The organism is Paraflavitalea soli, from assembly GCF_003555545.1.
Taxonomy (GTDB): Bacteria; Bacteroidota; Bacteroidia; order Chitinophagales; family Chitinophagaceae; genus Paraflavitalea; species Paraflavitalea soli.
Genome location: NZ_CP032157.1, coordinates 4,764,054 through 4,784,857, shown reverse-complemented (window position 1 = coordinate 4,784,857; position 20,804 = coordinate 4,764,054). Strand labels below are relative to the sequence as shown.

Genomic DNA, 20,804 nt, shown 5'->3' with positions numbered 1-20,804 from the left:
AAGGTGAGCCGCCCGCAGCGCTGTAAAGCCACGCTACAAGGTGATCCGCCTTTCTTTTTGGGCATCTATGAAAGCCCGGTTATTTTACTTTGTTGCCGAACCAGCTTTTGCGGAAGGCCAGCATTTCGGCAGTAGGGGTTTGTCCGTCTTTTTCAAAGGTCAGGATGCTGAAATAAGGGTTGCCGATGAGGGTAAGGGTGGCTGTTTTCTTTTCGCCCCGGTGATCAAATTCTACCTGGATGGCATCGCCCACCTTATGTTCTTTCAGAATAGGCTCCAAATCGGCGGTTTTTTTCACGGGTTTACCATCCAATGTTAACAGCTGATCATCGATATCCAGACCGGCATTGTACAGGGGGGTGCCGATCACGGTATTGGAAGTGATGGTGAGGTTATTGCCTTCCTTCATTTGTACAAAGCCCAGCCATGGTTTGCTTTCGTTGGCCCTTTTTAAGACCAGTCCGGCTTTTTCGAGGAGGGGTTTGTAATTATAGGATTCATGGCCATTAACGTATTTGGCAAAGAAGTCGGCTGCAAATTTCTTGTCGCCGGTAAGATCGGCCAGGACTTCTTCCAGTCCGGGTATGGTGTAGGAGACTTCGGTTTTGCCAAACTTCTTCCAGAGGGCTGTCATGTAACTGTCGAGGGTGAGGTTGCTGAAACGAGTACGAAGTTCCAGATCGAGGGCCAGGGCAATGGCACCACCATAAGGGTAGTAGGAGGTGTACATGTTGGCATAATTGTTCTTGTCGATGGCAACTCCTGCATCAACAAAAACGGCATGGCGGCTCACTTCTGCGGGCGAGAATCTTTTGGCGCCAGCACTGTTCTCTTTGGTATTGATGAGGCCGGCCAGGGCAGGCAGGTACTCTTCAACGGTCTGGTAGCCCGAGCGGGTGATGAGGAGATCGCCATAGTATTGGGTAAATCCTTCGGCGCACCAAAGCTCATTGCTCATGTTGCTTTTTTCGAAGTTGAAAGGCTCCAGTGTTTTGGGGCGTATGCGTTCTACATTCCAGCAATGGAAGAACTCATGGGAAAAGACATCCAGAAGGTAGTTGCTGCCGTCAAAATTGGCCGGCACGCTGATCATGGTGGAGTTGCGGTGTTCCATACCATCTCCTTTTACCCAGGGGTTGATGCTGGCAATAAAGGTATAGGTGCCATAATCGTAAGCGGGTACTTCACCAAAGATGGCCTGGGCCTCTTCGGTAATGGTTTGGACTTTACGGGCGAAGGCGGTGGCGGCTGAATCGGAAGTTTTGGCTTCCAGGGCGAGCCTGAACCGGTAGCTCTTTCCATTTGTATTTTTGAGGGTCCATTCTTTCCAAAGGAGGTCGCCTATTTTGGTAGGGCTGTCCATGAAATACTGGAGTCCAGGAGCTGTAAACAGGAAGGGGTTGCCGTCAACCGGTTTTAACTGGGTGGCAACGGTCCATTTTTTTCCTTCGGGGATATCGAACTTAATATCGATGGGGGCATTTTCCAGTCCTTTTACCCACATGAAGGTAGCAGGCATATTGAAGTGGATGCTGGTTTGGTCGACACCGGCATAAGTACCATCGGGGTGATTGGCATACAAGGTATATTCCACGCGTACATAACCATCCTGGCGGGGCACTTCATATACGTCGCCATCGGTACGGTTGATGGCGAGGGGCTTGCCGCTTCGGTCGAAGGCTTTTACATCGTACACGTTTTTACCGAATTCGTGGGTGGCATAGCGGCCGGGTGAGGAGCGGCTCATGCGGAAGACGGCGGTTTTTTGGGGAATGTCGGTAGCGATTACAACGATCTTAGCTTCGTGGTGCACGATGTTGGGAAAAGATACAATATAGCTTACCTTTTGAGCCAGCACAGCGGACAATGAGGATAAACAGAGCGAGAGCAACAGAAATTTCTTCATTTTGAGCATTTAAAGGTGGGCAAGATAGCCAATATTTGACAGGGTACTTACGGGTATGGCCTGCCGGATTGTTTGTAATTTAGTGATCAAATTAAGGTGATATGACGGAACGGGAGCATCAATTTATGCAGGCGGCTATTGAGTTGGCACGCCAGGGTATGAATAATGGAGAGGGAGGGCCTTTCGGGTGTGTGATCGTGAAAGATGATAAGATAGTGGGGCAGGGCTGCAATGCGGTAACTTCCAGTAATGATCCTACGGCGCATGCGGAAGTGATGGCGATCCGCAATGCCTGTCAGCACCTGCAGGTGCACCAGCTTACGGGCTGTGAGCTGTATACTTCCTGTGAGCCCTGTCCGATGTGTATGGGGGCTATTTACTGGGCGCGGCCGGATAAAGTATTCTTTGGCGGTACGCGATTTGATGCGGCTGATGCCGGGTTTGATGATTCTTTTATTTATGAAGAGCTTACTGTACCCATGGAAAGCAGGAAGATCCCCATTTTGAATATAGGCAGGGAAGAAGCGGTGAAGTTATTTGAAGAGTGGATAGAGAAGCCGGATAAGGTGAAGTATTGAAGACAAGCGGCGAGCTACGAGCGGCTATTGTTGAAGTTTTTTAACAACAATATAGCCCAGGATGATGAGTAATAATACGAGGAAGATGGCGAGGTAGGTCCAGGGTTGTTCCTGGAACTTACGGCGTTCGCGGCGATGTTTTTTATGCCTGATGTATTGATTCAGCTCTTTGTTCAACTGATCAACATAGACGTTGATGTCTTTCTTGCTGGAAAAGTCCTGCAAGCCTTCTACGGCTTCATTGGCAAAGTCATTATCGGCCATCCAGCGCTCGACTTCATTTTTTTCCTGTTCAGACAGTTTGCCTGCCAGGTAGTCCATCAGCTTCTGGTTGTCGATATCCTTGTTACTGTTTGATAATATGTTTAACAAGTCATTGTTCATGGCATTGATAGCATGTTCTGCATTATTTGATCAACTATTGAGTTTTTTGTCCAATAATATTTTAAGGTTCCTTTTTCCGTTCTGAATATAGCTTTTGACCTGGGGCAGGGAATAGCCTGTATGTTCGGCTATTTCGTTGTAGGAACGCTTTTCCAGGTAAAACAAAGTTACGCACAGTTTCTGCTCGTTGTTGAGTTCGCGCAGGCTTTCCTCCATTAATTCCAGTTGCCGGTCTTTTTCCAGGTGATCTCTCAGGCCGTTATCTTCTTCTGGTGTAATGGCCATTTGTTCTTTGATCTCCGTTTGGCGGAAGGGGTTATCCCGTATTTTCATGAGGCAATGATTTTTTGCCACCATGTAGAACCAGGATTTGAAGTAATCTACGCGATATTTAGTCAGTTCGGTAATGGCTTTGAGGAAGATCTGCTGAACACTGTCTTTGGCCTCCTCTTCATTTTTCAGGTATTTCATGCACACACCCAGGAGGAGGAGGGTATACCGTTGAAACAGGATCCCCAGCCAATAGTTGTTATGGTCGGCATAAAAGCGCTCCAACAGTTGCTGGTCGGTTATATGTGCATATTGATCATGTTTCACCAGGCGAAAATTAACTATTTTCTTTTAGTAAGATGCAGAAGCGCGTAATTTTCATAAAAGTTAATAGGTTAATAAGTTGAAAGGCTGATAAGGAGAAAGGTTATAGGGGGAGATGGGTGTAGCAAAGACTGGATGGTTTTTTGTTTCTTTGTTTAAAATTTGGAATTACTATGCCCTTTATTATATGCTGTGTTCCTGTAAGTCCTCTGCGGGCGGAATCGAGCCATAAGAGTGAGATGATCAGTCAGCTGTTGTTGGGAGAAGGGGGGGAACTGCTGGAAGAGGCGGAGTATTTTGTGAAGTTGCGTTGCCTGCATGATGGTTATGAAGGCTGGTGTCAGCGTAGCCAGGTGGCTATTGTGGAATCGTTGCCGGGTTATAGGGACAATGGTCTGTATGTGGGCGACTGGACAGATAAAGTGCTGATCAATGGGGTGACTGCCTGGGTGCCAATGGGTACACCGGTGCTGGCACCGGCACAGGAGGTGATACAGGCCGGACCTTACAAACTCCAATATACCACAGGAAGTGCCTGGAATGTGGCAGGTGCGGTACCTACTGCTGAAGCTATTAAAGCCAGGGCTGAACGATTTTTAAATACGCCTTACCTGTGGGGTGGCCGCTCTATTTTTGGCATTGATTGCAGCGGCTATTGCCAGATGGTATTCCGCTTTTTCAATATTCCTTTGCTGCGGGATGCGTACCTGCAGGCCACGCAGGGGGAAAGTATAGGCTTTTTGCAGGAGGTGCGTTGTGGCGACCTGGCTTTTTTTGACAATGCGGAAGGACGGATTACGCATGTGGGCATTCTGCTGAATGAGCAGGAGATCATCCATGCATCGGGAAAAGTGCGGATCGATAAAATAGATAATGCGGGGATTGTGCATACGGATACAGGACTGCGTACGCATCAATTGCGGATCATTAAGCGGTATTGGTGAATCGGCAGCCGGCAAACGGCAAACGGCAAACGGCAGTCGGCAGTCGTGAATCGGCAAACGGCAATGCGTTTGCTTCGCAGGATGCAGCGGAGGTACGTACTTAAGAGATTGAAATAAAAAAAGGACCCGGGGAGTGATACCGCGGGTCCTTTTAATTTTTTAAATGTAGCTTATTTTGTGAGCAGCTTGGGGCTGAAATGTTCTCTATAGGTTTCGATGGCATCCTGCACTACTTTCAGGGCCATTGATTTGTCGCCAAACTCTTCTACTACTACTGTTTTATTTTCGAGTTTTTTGTATTCTTCAAAGAAGTGGCGTAGTTCCTCAAAGAAGTGACGTGGAAGTTCCTCAATGTTGTTGTAATGGTTGACACCGGGGTCATTGGCGGCTACGGCAATGATCTTGTCGTCGGCATCGCCGCTATCGACCATCTGCATAACGCCTACTACCTTGGCTTCCATGAGGCATAATGCCTGCACGGGCAGGGAAGTGATGACGAGGATATCCAGGGGATCCTTATCGTCGCCATAGGTTTGGGGAATGAAACCGTAGTTGCAGGGATAATAGAAGGATGAGTATATTACGCGGTCGAGTTTGAGCAAGCCGCTTTCCTTGTCAATTTCATACTTGGCTCTCGAGCCCTGTGGAATCTCGATCACTGCATTTACGATACGGGGGGCATTGGCGCCATATGGCACTCCGTGCCAGGGATGAGAAATTGTTGTGGTCATGCTGATTACTATTAAATGTTGTACAAAGTATAGATGGTCGTTAATCAGGCAATGTCAATCGTTGTGGGTGGTAGTTGGAAAGCACTACATTTTAATGACGGATTTGAGGTCTACCAGCCATTCGTTGTTGATGCGCACGATGCGGATGGTGGTGGTATCTTTTGGGTGGAAAGAGTTGTTGTATTTGTAGTTGGTGACTGAGTCGTTAAGTGGTTGAATTTCCAGGGGAAGGATGCTGGCGTCTCCGAAAGAGCGTTTGTCCTCACTGCTCATTTTCTGGTAATTGGATTGTTGTTTTTTGAGGAGGGTAAGGTTATCATCGTCTTTCAGGAGGTAGAATTTGGCTTTTTCATAGTTGCCATCGAGGGAGGCGCGTATGAATTGGCGGCCTGCATCCTGGGCGTCTTCAGCTGGTTGATAACCGCTATTGCCCGAGCAGGCTACTAATCCTACGACCAGGGCGGCTATTGTAACATATCTAATCATAGAGCAAAAGTAAAGGATTCGGGATGAAAACTAAACGGGAGAGGTTGAGTACCGGGGTTTGGGTGTATTTTCTCCAACTTTTGACAATATTCCCCTTTTTAGGGGCATTCAGGACAGCTTTTAGTACTATTAGTTGGTTACACGGCTGACATACGGCTGTACAACGGCCTATGTATGAAGGATATACGGAGGCATATCGCTATAAGGTCGCTATAACGTCGCTGAAAGGTCGCTGTATGGTCGCTAAAGTGTCGGGGAAATGTCGCTATCGGGTTGCCGGCTGACTGCTGAAGAAGGTGGACGGGGCATCGACAATGCCCCTTAATCGCTTGCGGGTATATTTTCCGGGTCCGTAAAGAGGAGGCGATAGCTAGTATTGAAGATACGAAAAAGCCCAGGTTATAAGGCCTGGGCTGGGTTAAAATTACTTATTGATAATTACCCTTCGGTATGGGGCTTTTCGTCGAATTTATTGTTGCGGTTGCCCCTCCAGTTGCCGGGAGTATATTCCGGCGGCGGGTTTTCTTTCTGGTCGCGGTCGTAGGCCTTGATGATGGCTTTTACGAGGCGGTGACGAACCACGTCTTCCTCATCGAGCTCAATATGGGCAATGCCATCAATATTGCGCAGGATACGTACGGCTTTTTCGAGGCCGCTGCGTTGGTTCTTGGGTAAGTCAACCTGTGTCATGTCACCTGTGATAATGGCCTTTGCATTGGCGCCTATACGGGTGAGGAACATTTTGATCTGGAGGTCGGTAGCATTCTGTGCCTCATCCAGGATAATGAAAGCGTTATCGAGGGTACGGCCACGCATGTAGGCGAGGGGTGCGATCTCAATAACACGGGTGCTCATGTAATAGCCCAGTTTATCGGCCGGTATCATGTCGTCCAATGCATCGTATAAAGGACGCAGGTAGGGGTCGATCTTTTCTTTAAGATCGCCGGGGAGGAAACCGAGGCTTTCTCCTGCTTCTACGGCAGGGCGGGTGAGGATGATCTTTTTGACCACCTTGTTTTTCAATGCGCGTACTGCCAGTGCTACTGCGGTATAGGTTTTACCGGTACCGGCTGGTCCGATGGCGAATACGACATCATTTTTCTCTGCTTCGTGCACCAGTTTTTTCTGGTTGATGGTACGGGCACGGACAGTTTTCCCGTTGGGACCAAAAACGAGCACGTCGTTGGGATTGCGTTCAATAAAATTATCAACGGTTTCCGCATCATCTCCACCGAGTATTTGCTCAAAGTAATTCTGGCTCATATGGCCATTGCGCTGGAGGTATTGAACGATGAGGTCAATCTTCTCTTTTGCATTGTCCACTTGTTCGGGTAAGCCGCTTAATTTAAGTTGGGTACCGCGGGAAAGAATTTTTAATAGCGGGAATCTCTTTTTGAGGATATCTAATTTACCGTTGTTAACACCGAAAAACTCAATAGGGTTTACGGCTTCCAGGCTGATGATAGTTTCTGTCAATTCACTTCAGTTTAAGTTCACAATAGTGTACCGATAGTGTCGATACTGCTAACCCATGCAGCTATTCCAAATATAATTTTTGTAATGGCTTCCATACAAAGTTACTTATTAACAAGGTGTGGAAAATGGTGATTATAGAATATTTAGGATTTCGCGGAAATGGGTTTTATAGCAGCACAATACTGATGCGTTTAGTATTGAAGTTACATGGTTAGTCGTCAAGGCATATTATGTTCATCTTAACTTTTTGTAAAAGAATTATGCCAGGGTTTGGTAAACTTTTTTTGGCAGCAATTGTTTGGTATCTTTTCGTAACCGGTTAACCATTGGAAACCGGGTTTCTTTAGGCTACCAAAACAATATTTCATATGGCTATTATTGGTGAGATTACTGAAAAGCATCGACTTAGCAGTCCCGAGTGCAAACAGCAGATGATGCCGGTGCAGGATGCGCTGGATATACTGCATGGCAAATGGAAATTACTCATCCTGATGTCGTTGTCGACTGGCCCTATGCGCTTTAAGGAAATACAAAGGCAGGTGGAAGGGATCACGGCAAAAATGCTTTCGAAAGAGTTGAAGGATCTTGAGATCAATGAGCTGGTACAACGTACGGTGTATGATACGATCCCGGTAGCTGTGGAATATACCCGCACACCTTATGGCAATAGTCTGAAAAAAGTGATCGATGAATTGCATGCCTGGGGTGTACAGCACAGGAAGCGGGTGATGCGGAGGAGCAATTAAGAATATAGAATACAGGATACAGAATTCAGAAGAATACACTTTTGCTTTGAGAGGTAAAGAGTTGGCTTTTGGGAATAAGCGGATCTATCCCTCCCGCAAGCTGCGGATCAATTCGCCGTAGCTCATTTTATGTGATAAGCCATTTACTGTTTGGGCAATGCGTTTGGTTTTGGTAGCATCTGTTTTAGCACTTTCAATCCATTTACTGAAATAGCCCTGGTGGGACTTGGCCAGGGAATTGAAAAAAGCGAGGGCCTGGGGCTCATCGGCCAGGCATTCCATTAATTCAGGTGATAATTGCAGGGGCATTTTATCTTCCTGCAGCTGCACTTTAAGCATGGCCCCTTTGCGTTTTTTGATGCCCTTGCGCATGTCGGCATTGATAGGCAAAATAAAACTACCACCGCCATGAGGCAGTAAAGCAATGGCTTTGACAGGGTGACTATCGAGTTTCCCTTTTACGCGAAAGCTTTTTTTCCAACCTGGCTTTAATTGTTCTGCTATATCGGGTGGAATGAGGATGTAGGTCCACCCTGTTTTTTCAGCCTGTTCGGCAAATTGAAGTATGGTAGTAGTGAATTGCACCATTATTACATGGTACGCAGTTCTTCTTCGATCTGGTCGTGAAACTGGGCTTCTGTGTCCATTATCCAGCGCGGGAGGGACTGAGGCGTTATTTTCCAGGCGCCATCTTCTTTTTGCATGCGAAACAGGATACGGTTGCCACGATCGTCCACCACATCAACGGTAAAAATACCTTCATTAACACCGCCGAGCTTTCTGAAATTAAACTCTCTGAGGCGGCCTTCTACTTTCAGCAGTTTGGTGAACTGAATATTTTTTACAAATTGGATGCGCATATACTTCTATTACTGTTTTGAGTTATCAATTCTCATGCTACACTTTGTCAAAACCTTCTTAATAACTGAAAAAGTTTTGCACAGGGGGTTATAGCTGGTTAGCTTTTAGGTTTTAGCCTTTAGCTGTTGGCAATGGCTATTGATCTAAAGGTAAAGTTGAGGGGTAGTTGTTTCTGCGGCGGATATAGGTGAATGGTTACAAAGGTACGTATTAAATTTCGTTTGAAAGGTGGGTAAAAATAACCCCCATCCGGCCAGGGCCGGATGGGGATATATTGATCAGCCGGATGGCTATTAGTACCTGTAATGTTCTGGTTTGAATGGACCAGCCTGGGGAATACCGAGGTAATCGGCTTGTGCGGGGGTCAGTTCATCCAGTTCCACACCGATCTTTTTCAGGTGTAAACGGGCCACTTTTTCATCAAGGATCTTAGGCAGTACATATACTTTGTTCTCGTACTTGTCTGTGTTGGTCCAAAGTTCCAGTTGAGCCAGTGTTTGGTTGGTGAAAGAGTTACTCATTACGAAGCTGGGGTGACCAGTACCGCAACCGAGGTTAACGAGACGGCCTTCAGCGAGGATGATGATGTCTTTACCATCTACATTGTAGATATCAACCTGTGGCTTGATGGTATCTTTTGTGTGGCCATAGTTGGTATTCATCCAAGCCATGTCGATCTCGATATCGAAGTGGCCGATGTTACAAACGATGGTCTTATCTTTCATTGCACGGAAGTGCTTTTCTGTGATCAGGTCGCGGCAGCCGGAAGCAGTTACTACGATGTCGGCTTCTTTTACTGCATCGATCATTTTCTTTACTTCAAAGCCGTCCATAGCTGCCTGTAAAGCGCAGATAGGGTCGATCTCTGTAACGATCACGCGGCAACCGGCGCCTGCCAATGAAGCGGCAGAGCCTTTACCTACGTCACCATAGCTACCTACAACGGCTATTTTACCAGCCAGCATTACGTCGGTAGCGCGGCGGATAGAATCTACGAGGGATTCTTTACAACCGTATTTGTTATCGAATTTGCTCTTGGTTACGGAGTCGTTTACGTTGAAAGCGGGGATGGGCAGGGTGCCTTTCGCCATTCTTTCATACAAGCGGTGAACGCCGGTAGTGGTTTCTTCGCTGAGACCTTTAATGTGTTGTACCAACTCGGGGTATTTGTCGAATACGATGTTGGTCAAATCGCCACCGTCATCGAGGATCATGTTGAGAGGACGGTCGGCTGCGCCAAAAAACAGGGTTTGTTCAATACACCAATCAGCCTCTTCGAGGGTTTGGCCTTTCCAGGCGTAAACACCGATACCGGCGGCAGCGATAGCAGCAGCGGCATGGTCCTGGGTAGAGAAGATATTGCAGGAGCTCCATTTTACCTCAGCGCCGAGGGCGATCAGGGTCTCAATGAGTACGGCAGTTTGGATGGTCATGTGCAAACAACCAGCAATACGGGCACCTTTCAGGGGTTGAGAAGGTCCATATTCTGCACGAAGGGACATTAAGCCGGGCATTTCTGCTTCTGCCAGGCGAATTTCTTTGCGGCCCCATTCAGCCAGGCTAATATCTTTTACCTTATAGGGTAAGGAGAAATCAATGTTTTTTGAGATAGTTGACATATAATTTTTTTATTTCAGGCGGCAAAGCTACAATTTAGGCTTGTAATGACCAAAGAAGGCATCAAGGCAATCAGGCATCGAGGCAACGAGCGGGAGCGGAACGGGGAAAAGAGTAAGTAAAGCGATGATCTGTACAAGTAGTGGATGGAAGGAGGCGCCGCAAATCTTACTACATTTGGGGGCATTATTTTACCTAATACATTACATTATGCACACATACGATACGGTAACGGAAGCGGTGAATGGCCTTAAAACAAGGGGCTATAGTATTGATTTTAACCGGGAATATGATTGTCTCACCTGTCAGGCGCCTTTATTGGCGCTTCAGCCCAATGAATTTGAGATCACGGAAGTGCACCGGTTTGAGGGAAATTCTGATCCTGCAGACGAGGCGGTGATCTATGCTATTGAGTCCAAGCATGGGGAAAAAGGCATCCTGGTGGATGGTTTTGGCCCCAGTTCCGATACTGCCAGCGAAGCGATGATCAAAAAGCTGGCAGTACGGCACTAGATCAATGTTTGGCGATATCGGCTACTGTTTTCTTTTCCAATAACTTAAGGGTGGCGTCGCGTACCTGGATCATGGAATCATGGAGGCCGCATTGTTTTTCATCACAATTCTTGCAACGCTCGTAGAAATAGAGACTTACGCAGGGTAGCATGGCAATTGGACCGTCTATCAGCCGCATAATTTTGGCCATGGATACCTCCTTGGGGGCTACTTTAAAGAAGTAACCTCCTCCTTTTCCTTTTTTACTTTCGAGTATGCCTGCTTTTTTTAATTCCAGCAGGATATTCTCCAGGAATTTTAATGGAATCTTCTTCTTTTTGGCGATTTCTGCAATGAGTACCGGCTGATTATCTTTTTTTTCAGCCATGTACATCAATGCTTTAAAAGCATATTGGGCCTTTTTAGAAAGCATGTGACATATTGATTTGGCGGCGAGAAGTTAGAATAAATTTTTGAATGACCAAGAAGTTATACCAGTTTATGTTCATAGATGTATTTAATGAGCCCGATGACATTGTTGGTTCTGGTTTTGCGAAGGATGTTCTTGCGGTGGGTTTCAACGGTCCGTTCGCTGATGCCCAACTGACCGGCTATTTGTTTGTTGCTGAATTCCCGTTCGATAAGGCGAATGACTTCCAGTTCACGAAAGGTAAGGGGAGTACTTGCTGCGGTACCCTCTAGCTGCTTTTTCATACAATCAGATTAATTTTCAAGGTGACAAAGGTTAATGGCCAACCGGCATATATACCGGATATATGTTAATACTTAGATGATTAAAATTACAGTAAGGTTGCCTGTAGGGGCACAACAAAAGGAAGTAGGTTATTTAGGGTACAGCACAATTTGGTTAACCGTGAAAAATTACGTCAATTGTTTAACAGCCCGAAAAAAAACTTGCTCAAAATAGTTGCGCGAGATCAAATTCCGAGTACATCACTCATACTAAAAATACCTTTCTTATCATGGAGGAATTCTGCGGCCAAAACGGCACCGGTAGCGAACCCTGTTCGGTTATGGGCGGTGTGTTTGATCTCGATATCGTCTATAGGGGAGGTATAGGAAATGATGTGCGTGCCCGGAGCCGGATCTATTCGTTCGCTGAGGATGGACAGGTCTTCGGCCTGGGTGCTTGGCTGGTTTACCCATTGTTTTTTTTGTGTATTCTTGTCCAGGATCTGTTCGGCAAGGGTGATGGCGGTACCGCTGGGGGCATCCAGTTTAGCGGTATGGTGTATTTCTGTAAGGGCTACGTTATACTCTTTGTGCGGGGCCATGAGTTCGGCAAGCCGTTTGTTGAGGGCGAAAAAGATGTTTACGCCTACGCTAAAGTTGCTGGCGTATAAGAAGGCGCTTTTATTAGTGAGGCAACTATTTTTGGCTTCTTCATACCGGGCCAGCCAACCGGTGGATCCGCATACTACAGGAACGCCGGCTTCCATGCAGCGTACTACATTTTCAAAAGCGCTTTCGGGGCCGGTAAACTCTATTGCCACATCTGCCTTACGGATATTATTGATGGTATTGTCTTCCAGGTTCTCGATGCCCACTTTGAGCATAATTTCGTGTCCGCGCTGAAGGGCTATTTCTTCAATAGCTTTTCCCATTTTTCCGTAACCGATGAGTGCAATTTTCATGTGCTGCTTTTTTAGCGCAGCGAAGATATTGTTTTTGGACGATTATTGCCGATGGTGAATACGAGGCTCAGGCCTGCAGCATTACCGGGCAGGAAGGCAGGTTGTACGCGCAGGGAAAGATCGTCGCTTACATCAAAATCTTTGAGGTGGGCATCTACCGTGGCATCTACAACATTGAGGCCCCACAGGAGTAAGCCAACGAGGATGGCATAATCGCGGTTGCGGCGAAACTCATTGCGGTAGTTGATGAGTGAATTGACGCTACCTGATTTCACGAGTGGTAATAGCTGGGGATCCACCTGATCGAGGAATATGGGCAGGTTATTGCCTGCTGCTGCCACTTTTACCGCGTAGCGGGTCCTGTTGTACCATTCCTGGTTGTAATAAACCAGGTAGGCGGGGATACCTATGGCTGCGGCAACCAGGGGCAGTTTCCAATATTTTTTATTGTATACCTGCCCCCAGCCGGGTATGATGGCAGAGCGGAGGGCTGCTTTACGCGGACTGTGTTTGGGTTTTACAATAGAGTCTTTGACCTTCGTGGTATCGACCTTCGAGGGCCGTTCTACTTTGATATTACCGGTGCTATCATTGATAGCCAGAACAGGCCGGGAAACGGTAATAGAGTCATTTCGCCGTTGTGCGTGCATCAACAGAGGCATGATAATGACTATGAAAACGAGCATTACTCTAAACATGGAAAGATACTTAGTTGGCAGTAACACCAATGGCATCCAATATTTTGTTAAGATCCTGGATGGAGTAATACTCAATGGAAATGCTTCCGTGTCCTGTTTTGTTGTGATTGAGTTTTACTTTGGTGCTGAAATGCGACGCTAAATTATCTTCAATTTTCTTGTAAGCAGGTGGCAACGAGGCTTTTACCGAATTTTTAACAGCGAGCGGTGTTTTGTACAGTCTGCGTACGAGCTCTTCGGTTTGTCTTACAGAAAGACCTTTACTTTTGATCTCATTGTAAATAAAGAGTTGTTTGTCTACTGTATCTACGTTGATAATAGCGCGGGCATGCCCCATGCTGATAACACCGGTGCGTACAGCTACCTGAATATCGGGTGGTAATTTGAGAAGGCGGATGTAGTTGGCTACGGTACTTCTTTCTTTGCCCATACGCTCTGCTACCTGTTCCTGTGTTTGGCTCAGTTCTTCCATCATGCGCTTGTAGCTGAGTGCAATTTCCATAGCGTTGAGGTCTTCGCGCTGTAAGTTTTCCAACAAGGCCAGCTCCAGCAATTGCTGGTCATTGGCCTGGCGGATATAGGCGGGTACATCTGCAAGGCCAGCCAGTTTGGAAGCCCTCCAGCGGCGTTCGCCTGAAATGAGCCTGTATTTACCATTGGCAAGGGTGGAGACGGTAATGGGCTGTACGAGGTCGTGCAATTTGATAGAAGCGGCCAGTTCATTCAAGGCGGTTTCATCAAAGTCGCGGCGTGGTTGTTTGGGATTGGGTTCTATATTTTCTACCGGTATGCGCTGTATGGTAGTGACTTGTTCTACCACCTGGGTTTTAAGGCTGCTGCCGGTCGTATTTTTCAGATCTGAATCAATACTCTGCAAGAGGGAGCGGATGCCTTTGCCCAATAACTCTTTATTATTACCCTTTTCTTTTGACATGGTTTATTTTTTAGCTGCAGGCTGTGAGCTGCGAGCTTCGAGCAAAAGGCTCGCGGCTCATAGCTCGTGGGCGGTAGCTTATTCCAATATTCTTTCTTCCTGTTTAATTTTCGTCATATCATTCTTCTGCAGGATCTCTTTGGCCAGGTTGAGGTAGTTCATAGCTCCTTTGCTCTGACCATCGTACAGGATCACCGGCTTGCCTACGCTGGGTGCTTCGCTGATACGACTGTTACGGTGAATGATGGTGTTGAATACCATTTCATCGAAATGCTTGCGCACTTCATTAACTACCTGGTTGCAAAGGCGCAGGCGGCCATCATACATGGTCATGAGGATGCCCTCGATCATGAGCTCGGTATTGAGCCTGCTTTGTACTATTTTGATGGTATTAAGTAATTTACCCAACCCTTCCAGGGCGAAGAATTCTGTTTGTACGGGCACGATCACTGAATCGGAAGCTACCAGGGCATTCACTGTTATAAGACCCAGTGAAGGGGAGCAGTCGATGATGACAAAATCGTAATCATTCTTTACGGGCTCGAGTATGCCTTTCAACACGCCTTCGCGGTTGGGATAATTGATCATTTCAATTTCGGCCCCTACGAGGTCGATATGGGAAGGGATCACATCGAGGTTGGGCACGTCTGACTTTAAGATCACATCTTTTGCCAGGGTACCATTTACCATACAATCGTACAGGCTTTGCTGAATGTTGTGCAGGTCGAAACCAACGCCGGTGGTGCTGTTGGCCTGGGGATCTGCATCTACCAGCAAGGTCCTGAATTCCAGTACGGCAAGGCTGGCAGCCACATTGATAGCTGAGGTGGTTTTACCTACACCGCCCTTTTGATTGGCTACTCCAATTACTCGCGCCATTTGTTTTAAATAAGGTTGTTTTACGTGAATCGGCAATAATTCCTGCTGTTTTACAGATGCCTTACTTTATTCTGAATTCTGGGCTCGCAATAATCAATAATTATTGATCACTGTGCATGCCTTGAACGCTTATGATAGTTCTATAGTATCTCCGATGTTTACCAGCTTTAGTTCAGCGCCGGTATCAGCAAACGTTTTGATGGCTTGCTGGTGGTCAATTTTAATATAACCGAAAGTATCATAATGAACGCCCACAATGGTACGGCAATCTACCATGCGTGCGCATTCGGCTGCATCGGCAGCATCCATGGTAAAGTTGTCACCAATCGGTAAGATGGCAAAATTTAGTTTTGCCCAACGGGGTATCAATTGCATATCGGTGGTGAGGGCTGTATCGCCACTATAATAAAAATTTCCTTCATCTGTATATATGATGAAACCCATCGGATTACCCCCATAGCTGCCATCGGGCAGGCCGGAGGAGTGCTGGGCTACCACGCATTTTACAGTGAAATCGCCATAATTCCATTTGCCCCCGGTATTCATCTGGTGTACATTGGTAACGCCCTGTTTTTGGAGCCATTCGCCAATTTCCCAGCTGGCAATCACGAGGGCGCCGGTACGGGTGGCTACCCGTACGCAATCGGCAATATGATCGGCATGTCCGTGGGACAACAAGATGTAATCCGCCGCTATTTGGTCTACATCTATAATATTATTAGCCAGTTCGTTATACGTAATAAAGGGATCGAACAACAGTTTCTTACCTTTGACGGATACGGAGAAACAGGAATGGCCGTAATAGGTTAATTTCATAAAAACTTTTACAGGACGGCAAAAATACGTTTTCGGTATAAGAAATAACAACCAAAAACCTAGTTAGCTGTTAATGCTTTAACATGAGTGATTTTTATACTATTATTTCCGGTACGAACAGGGTAGGGAGCAACACGATCAAAGTGGCCCAACATTACCGTGATCTGCTGGAGGCAAAGGGGATTGAAACCCGGCTGGTATCGCTGGAGGGCTGGAAGTCGGTTGAAAAGACGCCTGAATATGTGCAATTGGAGAATGAGATATTAATCCCTTCCAAAAAGTTCATTTTTGTAGCGCCGGAATACAATGGCAGCATTCCGGGTGTTTTGAAAGTGATGCTGGATATTTCGGATTATAAAAAGGCGTGGTGGGGTAAAAAGGCCTTGCTGACAGGGGTGGCATTGGGCCGCTCAGGCAATCAGCGGGGGATGGACCATTTAACAGGCATCCTGCATTACCTGAAAGTCATAGTACACCACAATAAGCTGCCTATTTCTTCTGTGGATAAGTTACTGAACGGAACGGGTGTTATACATGATAAGGGCACCCTGGATGCTATAGAGCATCAATTGGATGAGTTTATAGCATTTTAGGGAAGTCGGAAAAGACCGGAAGTCCGGGGAAAACGGAAAAAAATGCCTGTCGGTAAAATATACTTCCTTCCCAATCGTCTACAGGGTATAGAACAAAAAATGCAATGGTTCTGAATCTGCATGTTGGCTGCCAAAGCCTTATTGGTTTTAGCGGCAGGAGCTATTACATTTTAACAATTACTAAATTTTCTTCTCATGCGTAATGCAGGTTTTTCCTGGATACTGATCGGTTTTATGATCCTGTTGGATATTTATGTGTACCAGGCGGTGAAGGTGATTGCGCCGGTGTCGCCCAGAATGCGGCTCATCGTCATGTCTGTCTATTGGTTCCTGTCGGTGGTTTCTGTGGCCATGATCATGTCACTGCCATACAGTAATTCGGCAGGCTGGCCCAAATGGATCCGTAGTTATGTGTTTGCTATTGTGATCGGATTGTTTTTGAGTAAACTGCTGGCATCCTTGTTCATTGCGGTGGATGATATCCGCCGGGCGGGTACCTGGGTGATCAGTAAGTTTTCCGGTAATACAGCTGTTGCTGATGGTGAGCCGGGTGGTATTACCAGATCGGCCTTTCTTAGTTGGCTCAGTCTGGCAGTAGGTGGCGGTTTATTCGGCACGCTGTTGTATGGCTTTAATAATAAGTACCGCTACCAGGTGAATAAGCTGCGCTTGTCTTTTGCCAACCTGCCTGCTGCGTTCAAAGGGCTGAAGATCGTTCACATTTCAGATATTCATTCCGGTAGTTTTACAGACAGGCAGGCGGTAGAAAAGGGCATTGAAAAGATCATGGAGCAAAAACCCGATCTTATTTTATTTACGGGCGACCTGGTGAATGACCGCGCCACAGAAATGGAAGAATACAAGCATGTGTTCAATAAATTGAAAGCCCCGCTGGGGGTGTATTCTACCCTGGGCAATCATGATTATGGTGATTACGTGCACTGGGAAAGTGAGCAGGTGAAGGCGGCCAACCTGGAGAGCCTGAAATCAGTGCATGGTGATATGGGCTGGCGATTGCTGATGAATGAACACGTAGTGTTGGAAAAGGGTGGTGAGCAGATCGCTTTATTGGGTATCGAGAACTGGAGTGCCCGTGGCAATTTTCCCAAGTATGGTAAGATGCATGAAGCGCATCCTGGTACTGAACAAATTCCTTTCAAAATATTGATGAGCCATGATCCCAGCCATTGGGAAGCAGAGGTATTGGATAAATATAAAGATGTAGACCTGATGCTGGCAGGGCATACGCATGGTATGCAATTTGGACTGGAGATACCTGGTTTTAAATGGAGCCCTGTGCAGTATATGTATAAACAGTGGGCGGGGTTGTATGAGACGGAGAAACAGAAGTTGTATGTAAACCGGGGTTTTGGGTTTATTGGTTATCCGGGCAGGGTAGGGATCATGCCGGAGATTACGGTTCTTGAACTTTCATAAAACCAGCTTGGTTGCACGTACGTAATATCAATAATTATTAATTATTGATTATTAGCGCTTCGATAGCAAAAGGAAAGGGCAGATTACTTATGGTAAACTGCCCTTTTTTGTTTTGCAACAAAATAAGATGCTACTAATTACAGAGTCCAAACCAGTTAACATTAACCATTGTACCAAATCTTGAATAAGATCCTAATCGGATAGCCAAGAACCTTAAACTGCATACTTGTTAGGTTGGGTCACAGTACGCTTTTAACTTGTTGAACTGGTACAGCGTAAGCACAGGAACCTTCAATGGTACGGCAATAAAAACGAGCACCCAGGATCTGAAAGAAATTGTTTTCTCTCCACATTGTCTAATCACAAAAAGAATAAGGAGGGTTGCTAAAAAAGGTTTATCTCATGTGACCCGCAACAATCATCTCCAAATGCCGGGAGCAGGGGTTGGGTTTTCAAACGGGCGAATGAATATTAAAACGTAAGTTTTGGTTTAGGGCCAGGGGCATAGGTTAAAAAAATCTTTCCCTATTTTATTAACCCTCAGGTTGTAATTACATTACAAATATACAGCGGGGTGGAGGGGGTAAGGGGCCGGAATCGGTGAGACCCCGGATTCTGTAGCCGGAGTACTTCAAATAGCCGGTGGAGGGATAGGGCTAAGTTGGGAATGGTGAATTATGAGTGAGTGGCTGATGATGGGACGCAATGCTAAGTAATTGATTTTGAATATTTATAAGATGTTGTGACTCAATAATTGATTGATCTCTTTCAATAAGAGCTGTCTGTATTCATCCAGTTTATTGCATTCTGCATACAACTGGACGGGGTTGGACCGGGTGTGGGCGAGCTTCTCTATTTTTTCGAGCAGACTGAAAAAGGGGGTATTGCGGCCAAAGACAGAAACGGTAGACTGGATATGGTGGGCCAGGGTGGCGATCTGTTTAGTATTCTTTTTTTCCACTGCCTCTTTCATGGAGTCCATTTCTCCGGGAAACTGGTTGAGGAACTGGCGGATGATATTATTAAGGAAGGCGCTATTGCCCATCACGAGGTCGTACAGGAAATCGAGGTTGATGTGGTGCAGGCTGGCTTTCAGCAATTCGAAGGAGTGCTTTTGCCTGGCCAGGTATTTTTTGAGGAGGTGGAGTAGTTCTTTTTCCTGTATGGGTTTGGAGATATAGTCATTCATACCATGGCTAAGGCATTTCTCACGTTCGCCTGCCATGGCATGTGCCGTCATGGCAATGATGGGGATATTGCTTTTTAGTTCGTGGCGAATGGTTTTGGCAGCGAGATAGCCATCCATGATGGGCATTTGGATGTCGAGCAACACAAGGTCGTATTTTTCTCTTTGTAGCTTGTCGATGGCTTGCTGCCCGTTTTCTGCCAGCTCAAAGTGGAGGTTCCAGCTATGGAAAGTATGCTTCATGAGCAGCTGGTTCATCTGGTTATCCTCCACGGCCAATATTTTTACGCCTTCAAATAAACCATTGCCTGATTCTGCTACTTCCAGGTGGTGTCTGTTTTTTTCACTGTCTGTCATAGGTAATATTTCATATTCGAGTTCGAATAAAAATTCGGTGCCGTTGCCTGTTTCGCTTTTCACCGAAATACTGCCTTCCTGAAGGTGGATAAGGTTCCTCACTATGGATAAACCGAGGCCGGTGCCACCGTACTTACGGGTGGTATTGGTTTCCCCCTGTTCAAAACGGTCAAAGATGGAATCGAGTTTGTCAGGGGATATACCAATACCGCTGTCTTTAACGGAAAACCGGAGGCGTATGCTGGTATCTGTTTCGTGGATGGGTATGATGACGATGCTGATACCTCCTTCCTGGGTGAATTTGATCGCATTGCTGATGAGGTTGACCAATACCTGGGTAAGGCGAACGGCATCACCGGTTAAGGTATCGGGGATCTTTTCCTGTATATAGATGCTCAGTGACAGGTTTTTCTCCTGCACTTTATGCTGGAACATGGTTTCCAGGGAGCTGCAGAGGCCGCGGAGGCTGAAAGGGCTTTTTTCAATGCGCAACATGCCTGCTTCTATCTTTGAAATATCGAGTATATCATTGATTATGGTGAGCAGGCTTTCGCTGGCAGACTGCACCAGGTGCACAAATTGTTCCTGTTCCTGGGTGAGGGAGGTTTTTTGAAGCAGGTTGGTAAACCCAATCACGGCATTAATGGGGGTTCTTATTTCATGGCTCATATTGGCCAGGAATTGTTCCTTTACATGGGCCGATTCATCGGCCTGGCGTTTGGCATCTTTCAGTTCCTCTTCGATCTTTTCCTGTTCTGATACATCAAACACCGTGGAGCGGCTGGATATGAATTCATCCTGTTCGTTGTAAATAGCAATAGCGTGGAGGGATACGGGAATGATGAATCCTTTTTTGCTCATCATGCTAAGGCGGATCTCTCTTAATTCTCCATTTTTTATGAATTGGGGGAAGCGTCTTTTTATGGTGGCAGCGCTGGCATCATCCAGTACATCTATGAAGCGGAGTTTACCGATGACTTCTTCGCGCTTGTATCCTATCCAGTTGAGTTCTGTTTGATTAATGGCCTGAAAGTAGCCGTCTTTGTCGAGGGAGTGGTAACCGCAGGGGGCATTATTGTAGAGATCATGGATCTCGGCGGAGACCTTTTCGAGGTTTTGGCGGAACTGCCGTTCATTGTTATGGGCCAGTTCCAATTCTTTGATAAGGGCTTGCTGACGTTGCAATCGACGTATAATGACTACGCTTAGAAAAAGAATGGCGATGATGGACAGGGAGGTGAGGATACGGCTGATGGTGAGTACGGATGCTGCTCTGGGATCGCCATGCGCCAGGATATTTTCCAATCTTACCTGGAGCATAAAGCCGGTGGCAATAAACACCACAAAGAGCAGGACAATAAGGGCAATCAGGTAATTGGGTTGTAGCTTCATTTTCATATATAGAGGTATACAGGCACTATGAAAACCAAGTGC

Annotated in this window: 23 protein-coding genes; 6 read left to right on the top strand and 17 right to left on the bottom strand. The window is 46.4% G+C overall.

Annotated elements, in window-relative coordinates; all coding sequences use genetic code 11:
• Positions 1 to 79: 79 nt before the first annotated feature.
• Positions 80 to 1,906, bottom strand: coding sequence for a M61 family metallopeptidase (locus D3H65_RS17870; RefSeq protein WP_119051615.1), 1,827 nt, complete (start codon positions 1,904 to 1,906; stop codon positions 80 to 82).
• A 101-nt stretch (positions 1,907 to 2,007) separates the two neighbouring features.
• Between D3H65_RS17870 and D3H65_RS17865 the strand changes: the two genes are divergently transcribed.
• The gene (locus D3H65_RS17865) at positions 2,008 to 2,484 is read left to right on the top strand and encodes a nucleoside deaminase (protein WP_119051614.1); all 477 of its coding nucleotides are present in this window, start codon (positions 2,008 to 2,010) and stop codon (positions 2,482 to 2,484) included.
• Between the two features lie 24 nt (positions 2,485 to 2,508).
• Here the strand turns inward: D3H65_RS17865 and D3H65_RS17860 are convergent, their stop codons facing one another.
• On the bottom strand, positions 2,509 to 2,868 hold the full coding sequence (locus D3H65_RS17860; RefSeq protein ID WP_119051613.1) for an anti-sigma factor: 360 nt from the start codon (positions 2,866 to 2,868) through the stop codon (positions 2,509 to 2,511).
• 30 nt (positions 2,869 to 2,898) lie between these two features.
• Positions 2,899 to 3,465: an RNA polymerase sigma factor gene (locus D3H65_RS17855; protein WP_119051612.1), complete on the bottom strand. Its 567-nt coding sequence runs from the start codon at positions 3,463 to 3,465 to the stop codon at positions 2,899 to 2,901.
• Positions 3,466 to 3,635: 170 nt separating this feature from the next.
• Here D3H65_RS17855 and D3H65_RS17850 point away from each other — a divergent pair, with 170 nt between their 5' ends.
• Positions 3,636 to 4,406 carry a C40 family peptidase gene (locus D3H65_RS17850; RefSeq protein WP_119051611.1) on the top strand — a complete coding sequence of 257 codons (771 nt, stop codon included), beginning with the start codon at positions 3,636 to 3,638 and terminating at the stop codon, positions 4,404 to 4,406.
• A 170-nt stretch (positions 4,407 to 4,576) separates the two neighbouring features.
• Here the strand turns inward: D3H65_RS17850 and D3H65_RS17845 are convergent, their stop codons facing one another.
• The 3 genes from D3H65_RS17845 to D3H65_RS17835 all read right to left on the bottom strand — a co-directional run bounded on the left by D3H65_RS17845 (position 4,577) and on the right by D3H65_RS17835 (position 7,099).
• Positions 4,577 to 5,137, bottom strand: coding sequence for an inorganic diphosphatase (locus tag D3H65_RS17845; RefSeq protein WP_119051610.1), 561 nt, complete (start codon positions 5,135 to 5,137; stop codon positions 4,577 to 4,579).
• Positions 5,138 to 5,221: 84 nt separating this feature from the next.
• Entirely contained in the window at positions 5,222 to 5,623 is a 402-nt protein-coding gene (locus D3H65_RS17840; protein WP_119051609.1) for a nuclear transport factor 2 family protein, read from the bottom strand.
• 438 nt (positions 5,624 to 6,061) lie between these two features.
• Positions 6,062 to 7,099, bottom strand: coding sequence for a PhoH family protein (locus tag D3H65_RS17835; protein ID WP_170163502.1), 1,038 nt, complete (start codon positions 7,097 to 7,099; stop codon positions 6,062 to 6,064).
• 368 nt (positions 7,100 to 7,467) lie between these two features.
• On the opposite strand from D3H65_RS17835, the gene D3H65_RS17830 reads away from it, so the two are divergent.
• Positions 7,468 to 7,845: a winged helix-turn-helix transcriptional regulator gene (locus D3H65_RS17830; protein ID WP_119051608.1), complete on the top strand. Its 378-nt coding sequence runs from the start codon at positions 7,468 to 7,470 to the stop codon at positions 7,843 to 7,845.
• A gap of 84 nt (positions 7,846 to 7,929) precedes the next feature.
• Here the strand turns inward: D3H65_RS17830 and D3H65_RS17825 are convergent, their stop codons facing one another.
• From D3H65_RS17825 to ahcY, 3 genes are all read right to left on the bottom strand, one after another.
• Positions 7,930 to 8,433 (bottom strand): YdeI/OmpD-associated family protein, encoded by a 504-nt coding sequence (locus tag D3H65_RS17825; RefSeq protein ID WP_119051607.1) that lies wholly within the window; start codon positions 8,431 to 8,433, stop codon positions 7,930 to 7,932.
• A 2-nt stretch (positions 8,434 to 8,435) separates the two neighbouring features.
• Positions 8,436 to 8,705, bottom strand: coding sequence for a hypothetical protein (locus D3H65_RS17820; protein ID WP_119051606.1), 270 nt, complete (start codon positions 8,703 to 8,705; stop codon positions 8,436 to 8,438).
• A 294-nt stretch (positions 8,706 to 8,999) separates the two neighbouring features.
• Positions 9,000 to 10,325, bottom strand: a complete 1,326-nt coding sequence (ahcY, locus tag D3H65_RS17815) for an adenosylhomocysteinase (protein WP_119051605.1) — start codon at positions 10,323 to 10,325, stop codon at positions 9,000 to 9,002.
• A 208-nt stretch (positions 10,326 to 10,533) separates the two neighbouring features.
• On the opposite strand from ahcY, the gene D3H65_RS17810 reads away from it, so the two are divergent.
• Complete coding sequence (locus tag D3H65_RS17810; protein WP_119051604.1) at positions 10,534 to 10,836, top strand: phosphoribosylpyrophosphate synthetase; 303 nt, start codon at positions 10,534 to 10,536, stop codon at positions 10,834 to 10,836.
• 1 nt (position 10,837) lies between these two features.
• On the opposite strand, the gene D3H65_RS17805 is transcribed toward D3H65_RS17810, so the two are convergent.
• From D3H65_RS17805 to D3H65_RS17775, 7 genes are all read right to left on the bottom strand, one after another.
• Positions 10,838 to 11,248 carry an RrF2 family transcriptional regulator gene (locus D3H65_RS17805; protein WP_119051603.1) on the bottom strand — a complete coding sequence of 137 codons (411 nt, stop codon included), beginning with the start codon at positions 11,246 to 11,248 and terminating at the stop codon, positions 10,838 to 10,840.
• A gap of 56 nt (positions 11,249 to 11,304) precedes the next feature.
• Positions 11,305 to 11,529, bottom strand: a complete 225-nt coding sequence (locus tag D3H65_RS17800; protein WP_119051602.1) for a response regulator transcription factor — start codon at positions 11,527 to 11,529, stop codon at positions 11,305 to 11,307.
• Positions 11,530 to 11,753: 224 nt separating this feature from the next.
• Entirely contained in the window at positions 11,754 to 12,470 is a 717-nt protein-coding gene (dapB, locus tag D3H65_RS17795; RefSeq protein WP_119051601.1) for a 4-hydroxy-tetrahydrodipicolinate reductase, read from the bottom strand.
• Between the two features lie 11 nt (positions 12,471 to 12,481).
• Positions 12,482 to 13,168, bottom strand: a complete 687-nt coding sequence (locus D3H65_RS17790) for a DUF5683 domain-containing protein (protein WP_162915702.1) — start codon at positions 13,166 to 13,168, stop codon at positions 12,482 to 12,484.
• 10 nt (positions 13,169 to 13,178) lie between these two features.
• Positions 13,179 to 14,102, bottom strand: a complete 924-nt coding sequence (locus D3H65_RS17785; RefSeq protein WP_119051599.1) for a ParB/RepB/Spo0J family partition protein — start codon at positions 14,100 to 14,102, stop codon at positions 13,179 to 13,181.
• A gap of 78 nt (positions 14,103 to 14,180) precedes the next feature.
• On the bottom strand, positions 14,181 to 14,981 hold the full coding sequence (locus D3H65_RS17780; RefSeq protein WP_119051598.1) for a ParA family protein: 801 nt from the start codon (positions 14,979 to 14,981) through the stop codon (positions 14,181 to 14,183).
• 129 nt (positions 14,982 to 15,110) lie between these two features.
• Complete coding sequence (locus D3H65_RS17775; protein ID WP_119051597.1) at positions 15,111 to 15,797, bottom strand: metal-dependent hydrolase; 687 nt, start codon at positions 15,795 to 15,797, stop codon at positions 15,111 to 15,113.
• Positions 15,798 to 15,880: 83 nt separating this feature from the next.
• Between D3H65_RS17775 and D3H65_RS17770 the strand changes: the two genes are divergently transcribed.
• Together D3H65_RS17770 and D3H65_RS17765 are read left to right on the top strand one after the other, a co-directional pair.
• Complete coding sequence (locus D3H65_RS17770) at positions 15,881 to 16,390, top strand: NADPH-dependent FMN reductase (RefSeq protein WP_119051596.1); 510 nt, start codon at positions 15,881 to 15,883, stop codon at positions 16,388 to 16,390.
• A gap of 195 nt (positions 16,391 to 16,585) precedes the next feature.
• Entirely contained in the window at positions 16,586 to 17,827 is a 1,242-nt protein-coding gene (locus tag D3H65_RS17765; protein ID WP_119051595.1) for a metallophosphoesterase, read from the top strand.
• Between the two features lie 730 nt (positions 17,828 to 18,557).
• On the opposite strand, the gene D3H65_RS17760 is transcribed toward D3H65_RS17765, so the two are convergent.
• The gene (locus D3H65_RS17760) at positions 18,558 to 20,768 is read right to left on the bottom strand and encodes a response regulator (protein ID WP_119051594.1); all 2,211 of its coding nucleotides are present in this window, start codon (positions 20,766 to 20,768) and stop codon (positions 18,558 to 18,560) included.
• Positions 20,769 to 20,804 lie beyond the last annotated feature (36 nt).

Excerpts from the sequence above, each read along its gene's own strand:
- D3H65_RS17870 (WP_119051615.1), bottom strand. The coding sequence starts at position 1,906 with ATGAAGAAATTTCTGTTGCTCTCGCTCTGTTTATCCTCATTGTCCGCT.
- D3H65_RS17865 (WP_119051614.1), top strand. The coding sequence starts at position 2,008 with ATGACGGAACGGGAGCATCAATTTATGCAGGCGGCTATTGAGTTGGCA.
- D3H65_RS17860 (WP_119051613.1), bottom strand. The coding sequence starts at position 2,868 with ATGAACAATGACTTGTTAAACATATTATCAAACAGTAACAAGGATATC.
- D3H65_RS17850 (WP_119051611.1), top strand. The coding sequence starts at position 3,636 with ATGCCCTTTATTATATGCTGTGTTCCTGTAAGTCCTCTGCGGGCGGAA.
- D3H65_RS17845 (WP_119051610.1), bottom strand. The coding sequence starts at position 5,137 with ATGACCACAACAATTTCTCATCCCTGGCACGGAGTGCCATATGGCGCC.
- D3H65_RS17840 (WP_119051609.1), bottom strand. The coding sequence starts at position 5,623 with ATGATTAGATATGTTACAATAGCCGCCCTGGTCGTAGGATTAGTAGCC.
- D3H65_RS17830 (WP_119051608.1), top strand. The coding sequence starts at position 7,468 with ATGGCTATTATTGGTGAGATTACTGAAAAGCATCGACTTAGCAGTCCC.
- D3H65_RS17825 (WP_119051607.1), bottom strand. The coding sequence starts at position 8,433 with ATGGTGCAATTCACTACTACCATACTTCAATTTGCCGAACAGGCTGAA.
- D3H65_RS17820 (WP_119051606.1), bottom strand. The coding sequence starts at position 8,705 with ATGCGCATCCAATTTGTAAAAAATATTCAGTTCACCAAACTGCTGAAA.
- ahcY (WP_119051605.1), bottom strand. The coding sequence starts at position 10,325 with ATGTCAACTATCTCAAAAAACATTGATTTCTCCTTACCCTATAAGGTA.
- D3H65_RS17810 (WP_119051604.1), top strand. The coding sequence starts at position 10,534 with ATGCACACATACGATACGGTAACGGAAGCGGTGAATGGCCTTAAAACA.
- D3H65_RS17805 (WP_119051603.1), bottom strand. The coding sequence starts at position 11,248 with ATGCTTTCTAAAAAGGCCCAATATGCTTTTAAAGCATTGATGTACATG.
- D3H65_RS17800 (WP_119051602.1), bottom strand. The coding sequence starts at position 11,529 with ATGAAAAAGCAGCTAGAGGGTACCGCAGCAAGTACTCCCCTTACCTTT.
- dapB (WP_119051601.1), bottom strand. The coding sequence starts at position 12,470 with ATGAAAATTGCACTCATCGGTTACGGAAAAATGGGAAAAGCTATTGAA.
- D3H65_RS17790 (WP_162915702.1), bottom strand. The coding sequence starts at position 13,168 with ATGTTTAGAGTAATGCTCGTTTTCATAGTCATTATCATGCCTCTGTTG.
- D3H65_RS17785 (WP_119051599.1), bottom strand. The coding sequence starts at position 14,102 with ATGTCAAAAGAAAAGGGTAATAATAAAGAGTTATTGGGCAAAGGCATC.
- D3H65_RS17780 (WP_119051598.1), bottom strand. The coding sequence starts at position 14,981 with ATGGCGCGAGTAATTGGAGTAGCCAATCAAAAGGGCGGTGTAGGTAAA.
- D3H65_RS17775 (WP_119051597.1), bottom strand. The coding sequence starts at position 15,797 with ATGAAATTAACCTATTACGGCCATTCCTGTTTCTCCGTATCCGTCAAA.
- D3H65_RS17770 (WP_119051596.1), top strand. The coding sequence starts at position 15,881 with ATGAGTGATTTTTATACTATTATTTCCGGTACGAACAGGGTAGGGAGC.
- D3H65_RS17765 (WP_119051595.1), top strand. The coding sequence starts at position 16,586 with ATGCGTAATGCAGGTTTTTCCTGGATACTGATCGGTTTTATGATCCTG.
- D3H65_RS17760 (WP_119051594.1), bottom strand. The coding sequence starts at position 20,768 with ATGAAAATGAAGCTACAACCCAATTACCTGATTGCCCTTATTGTCCTG.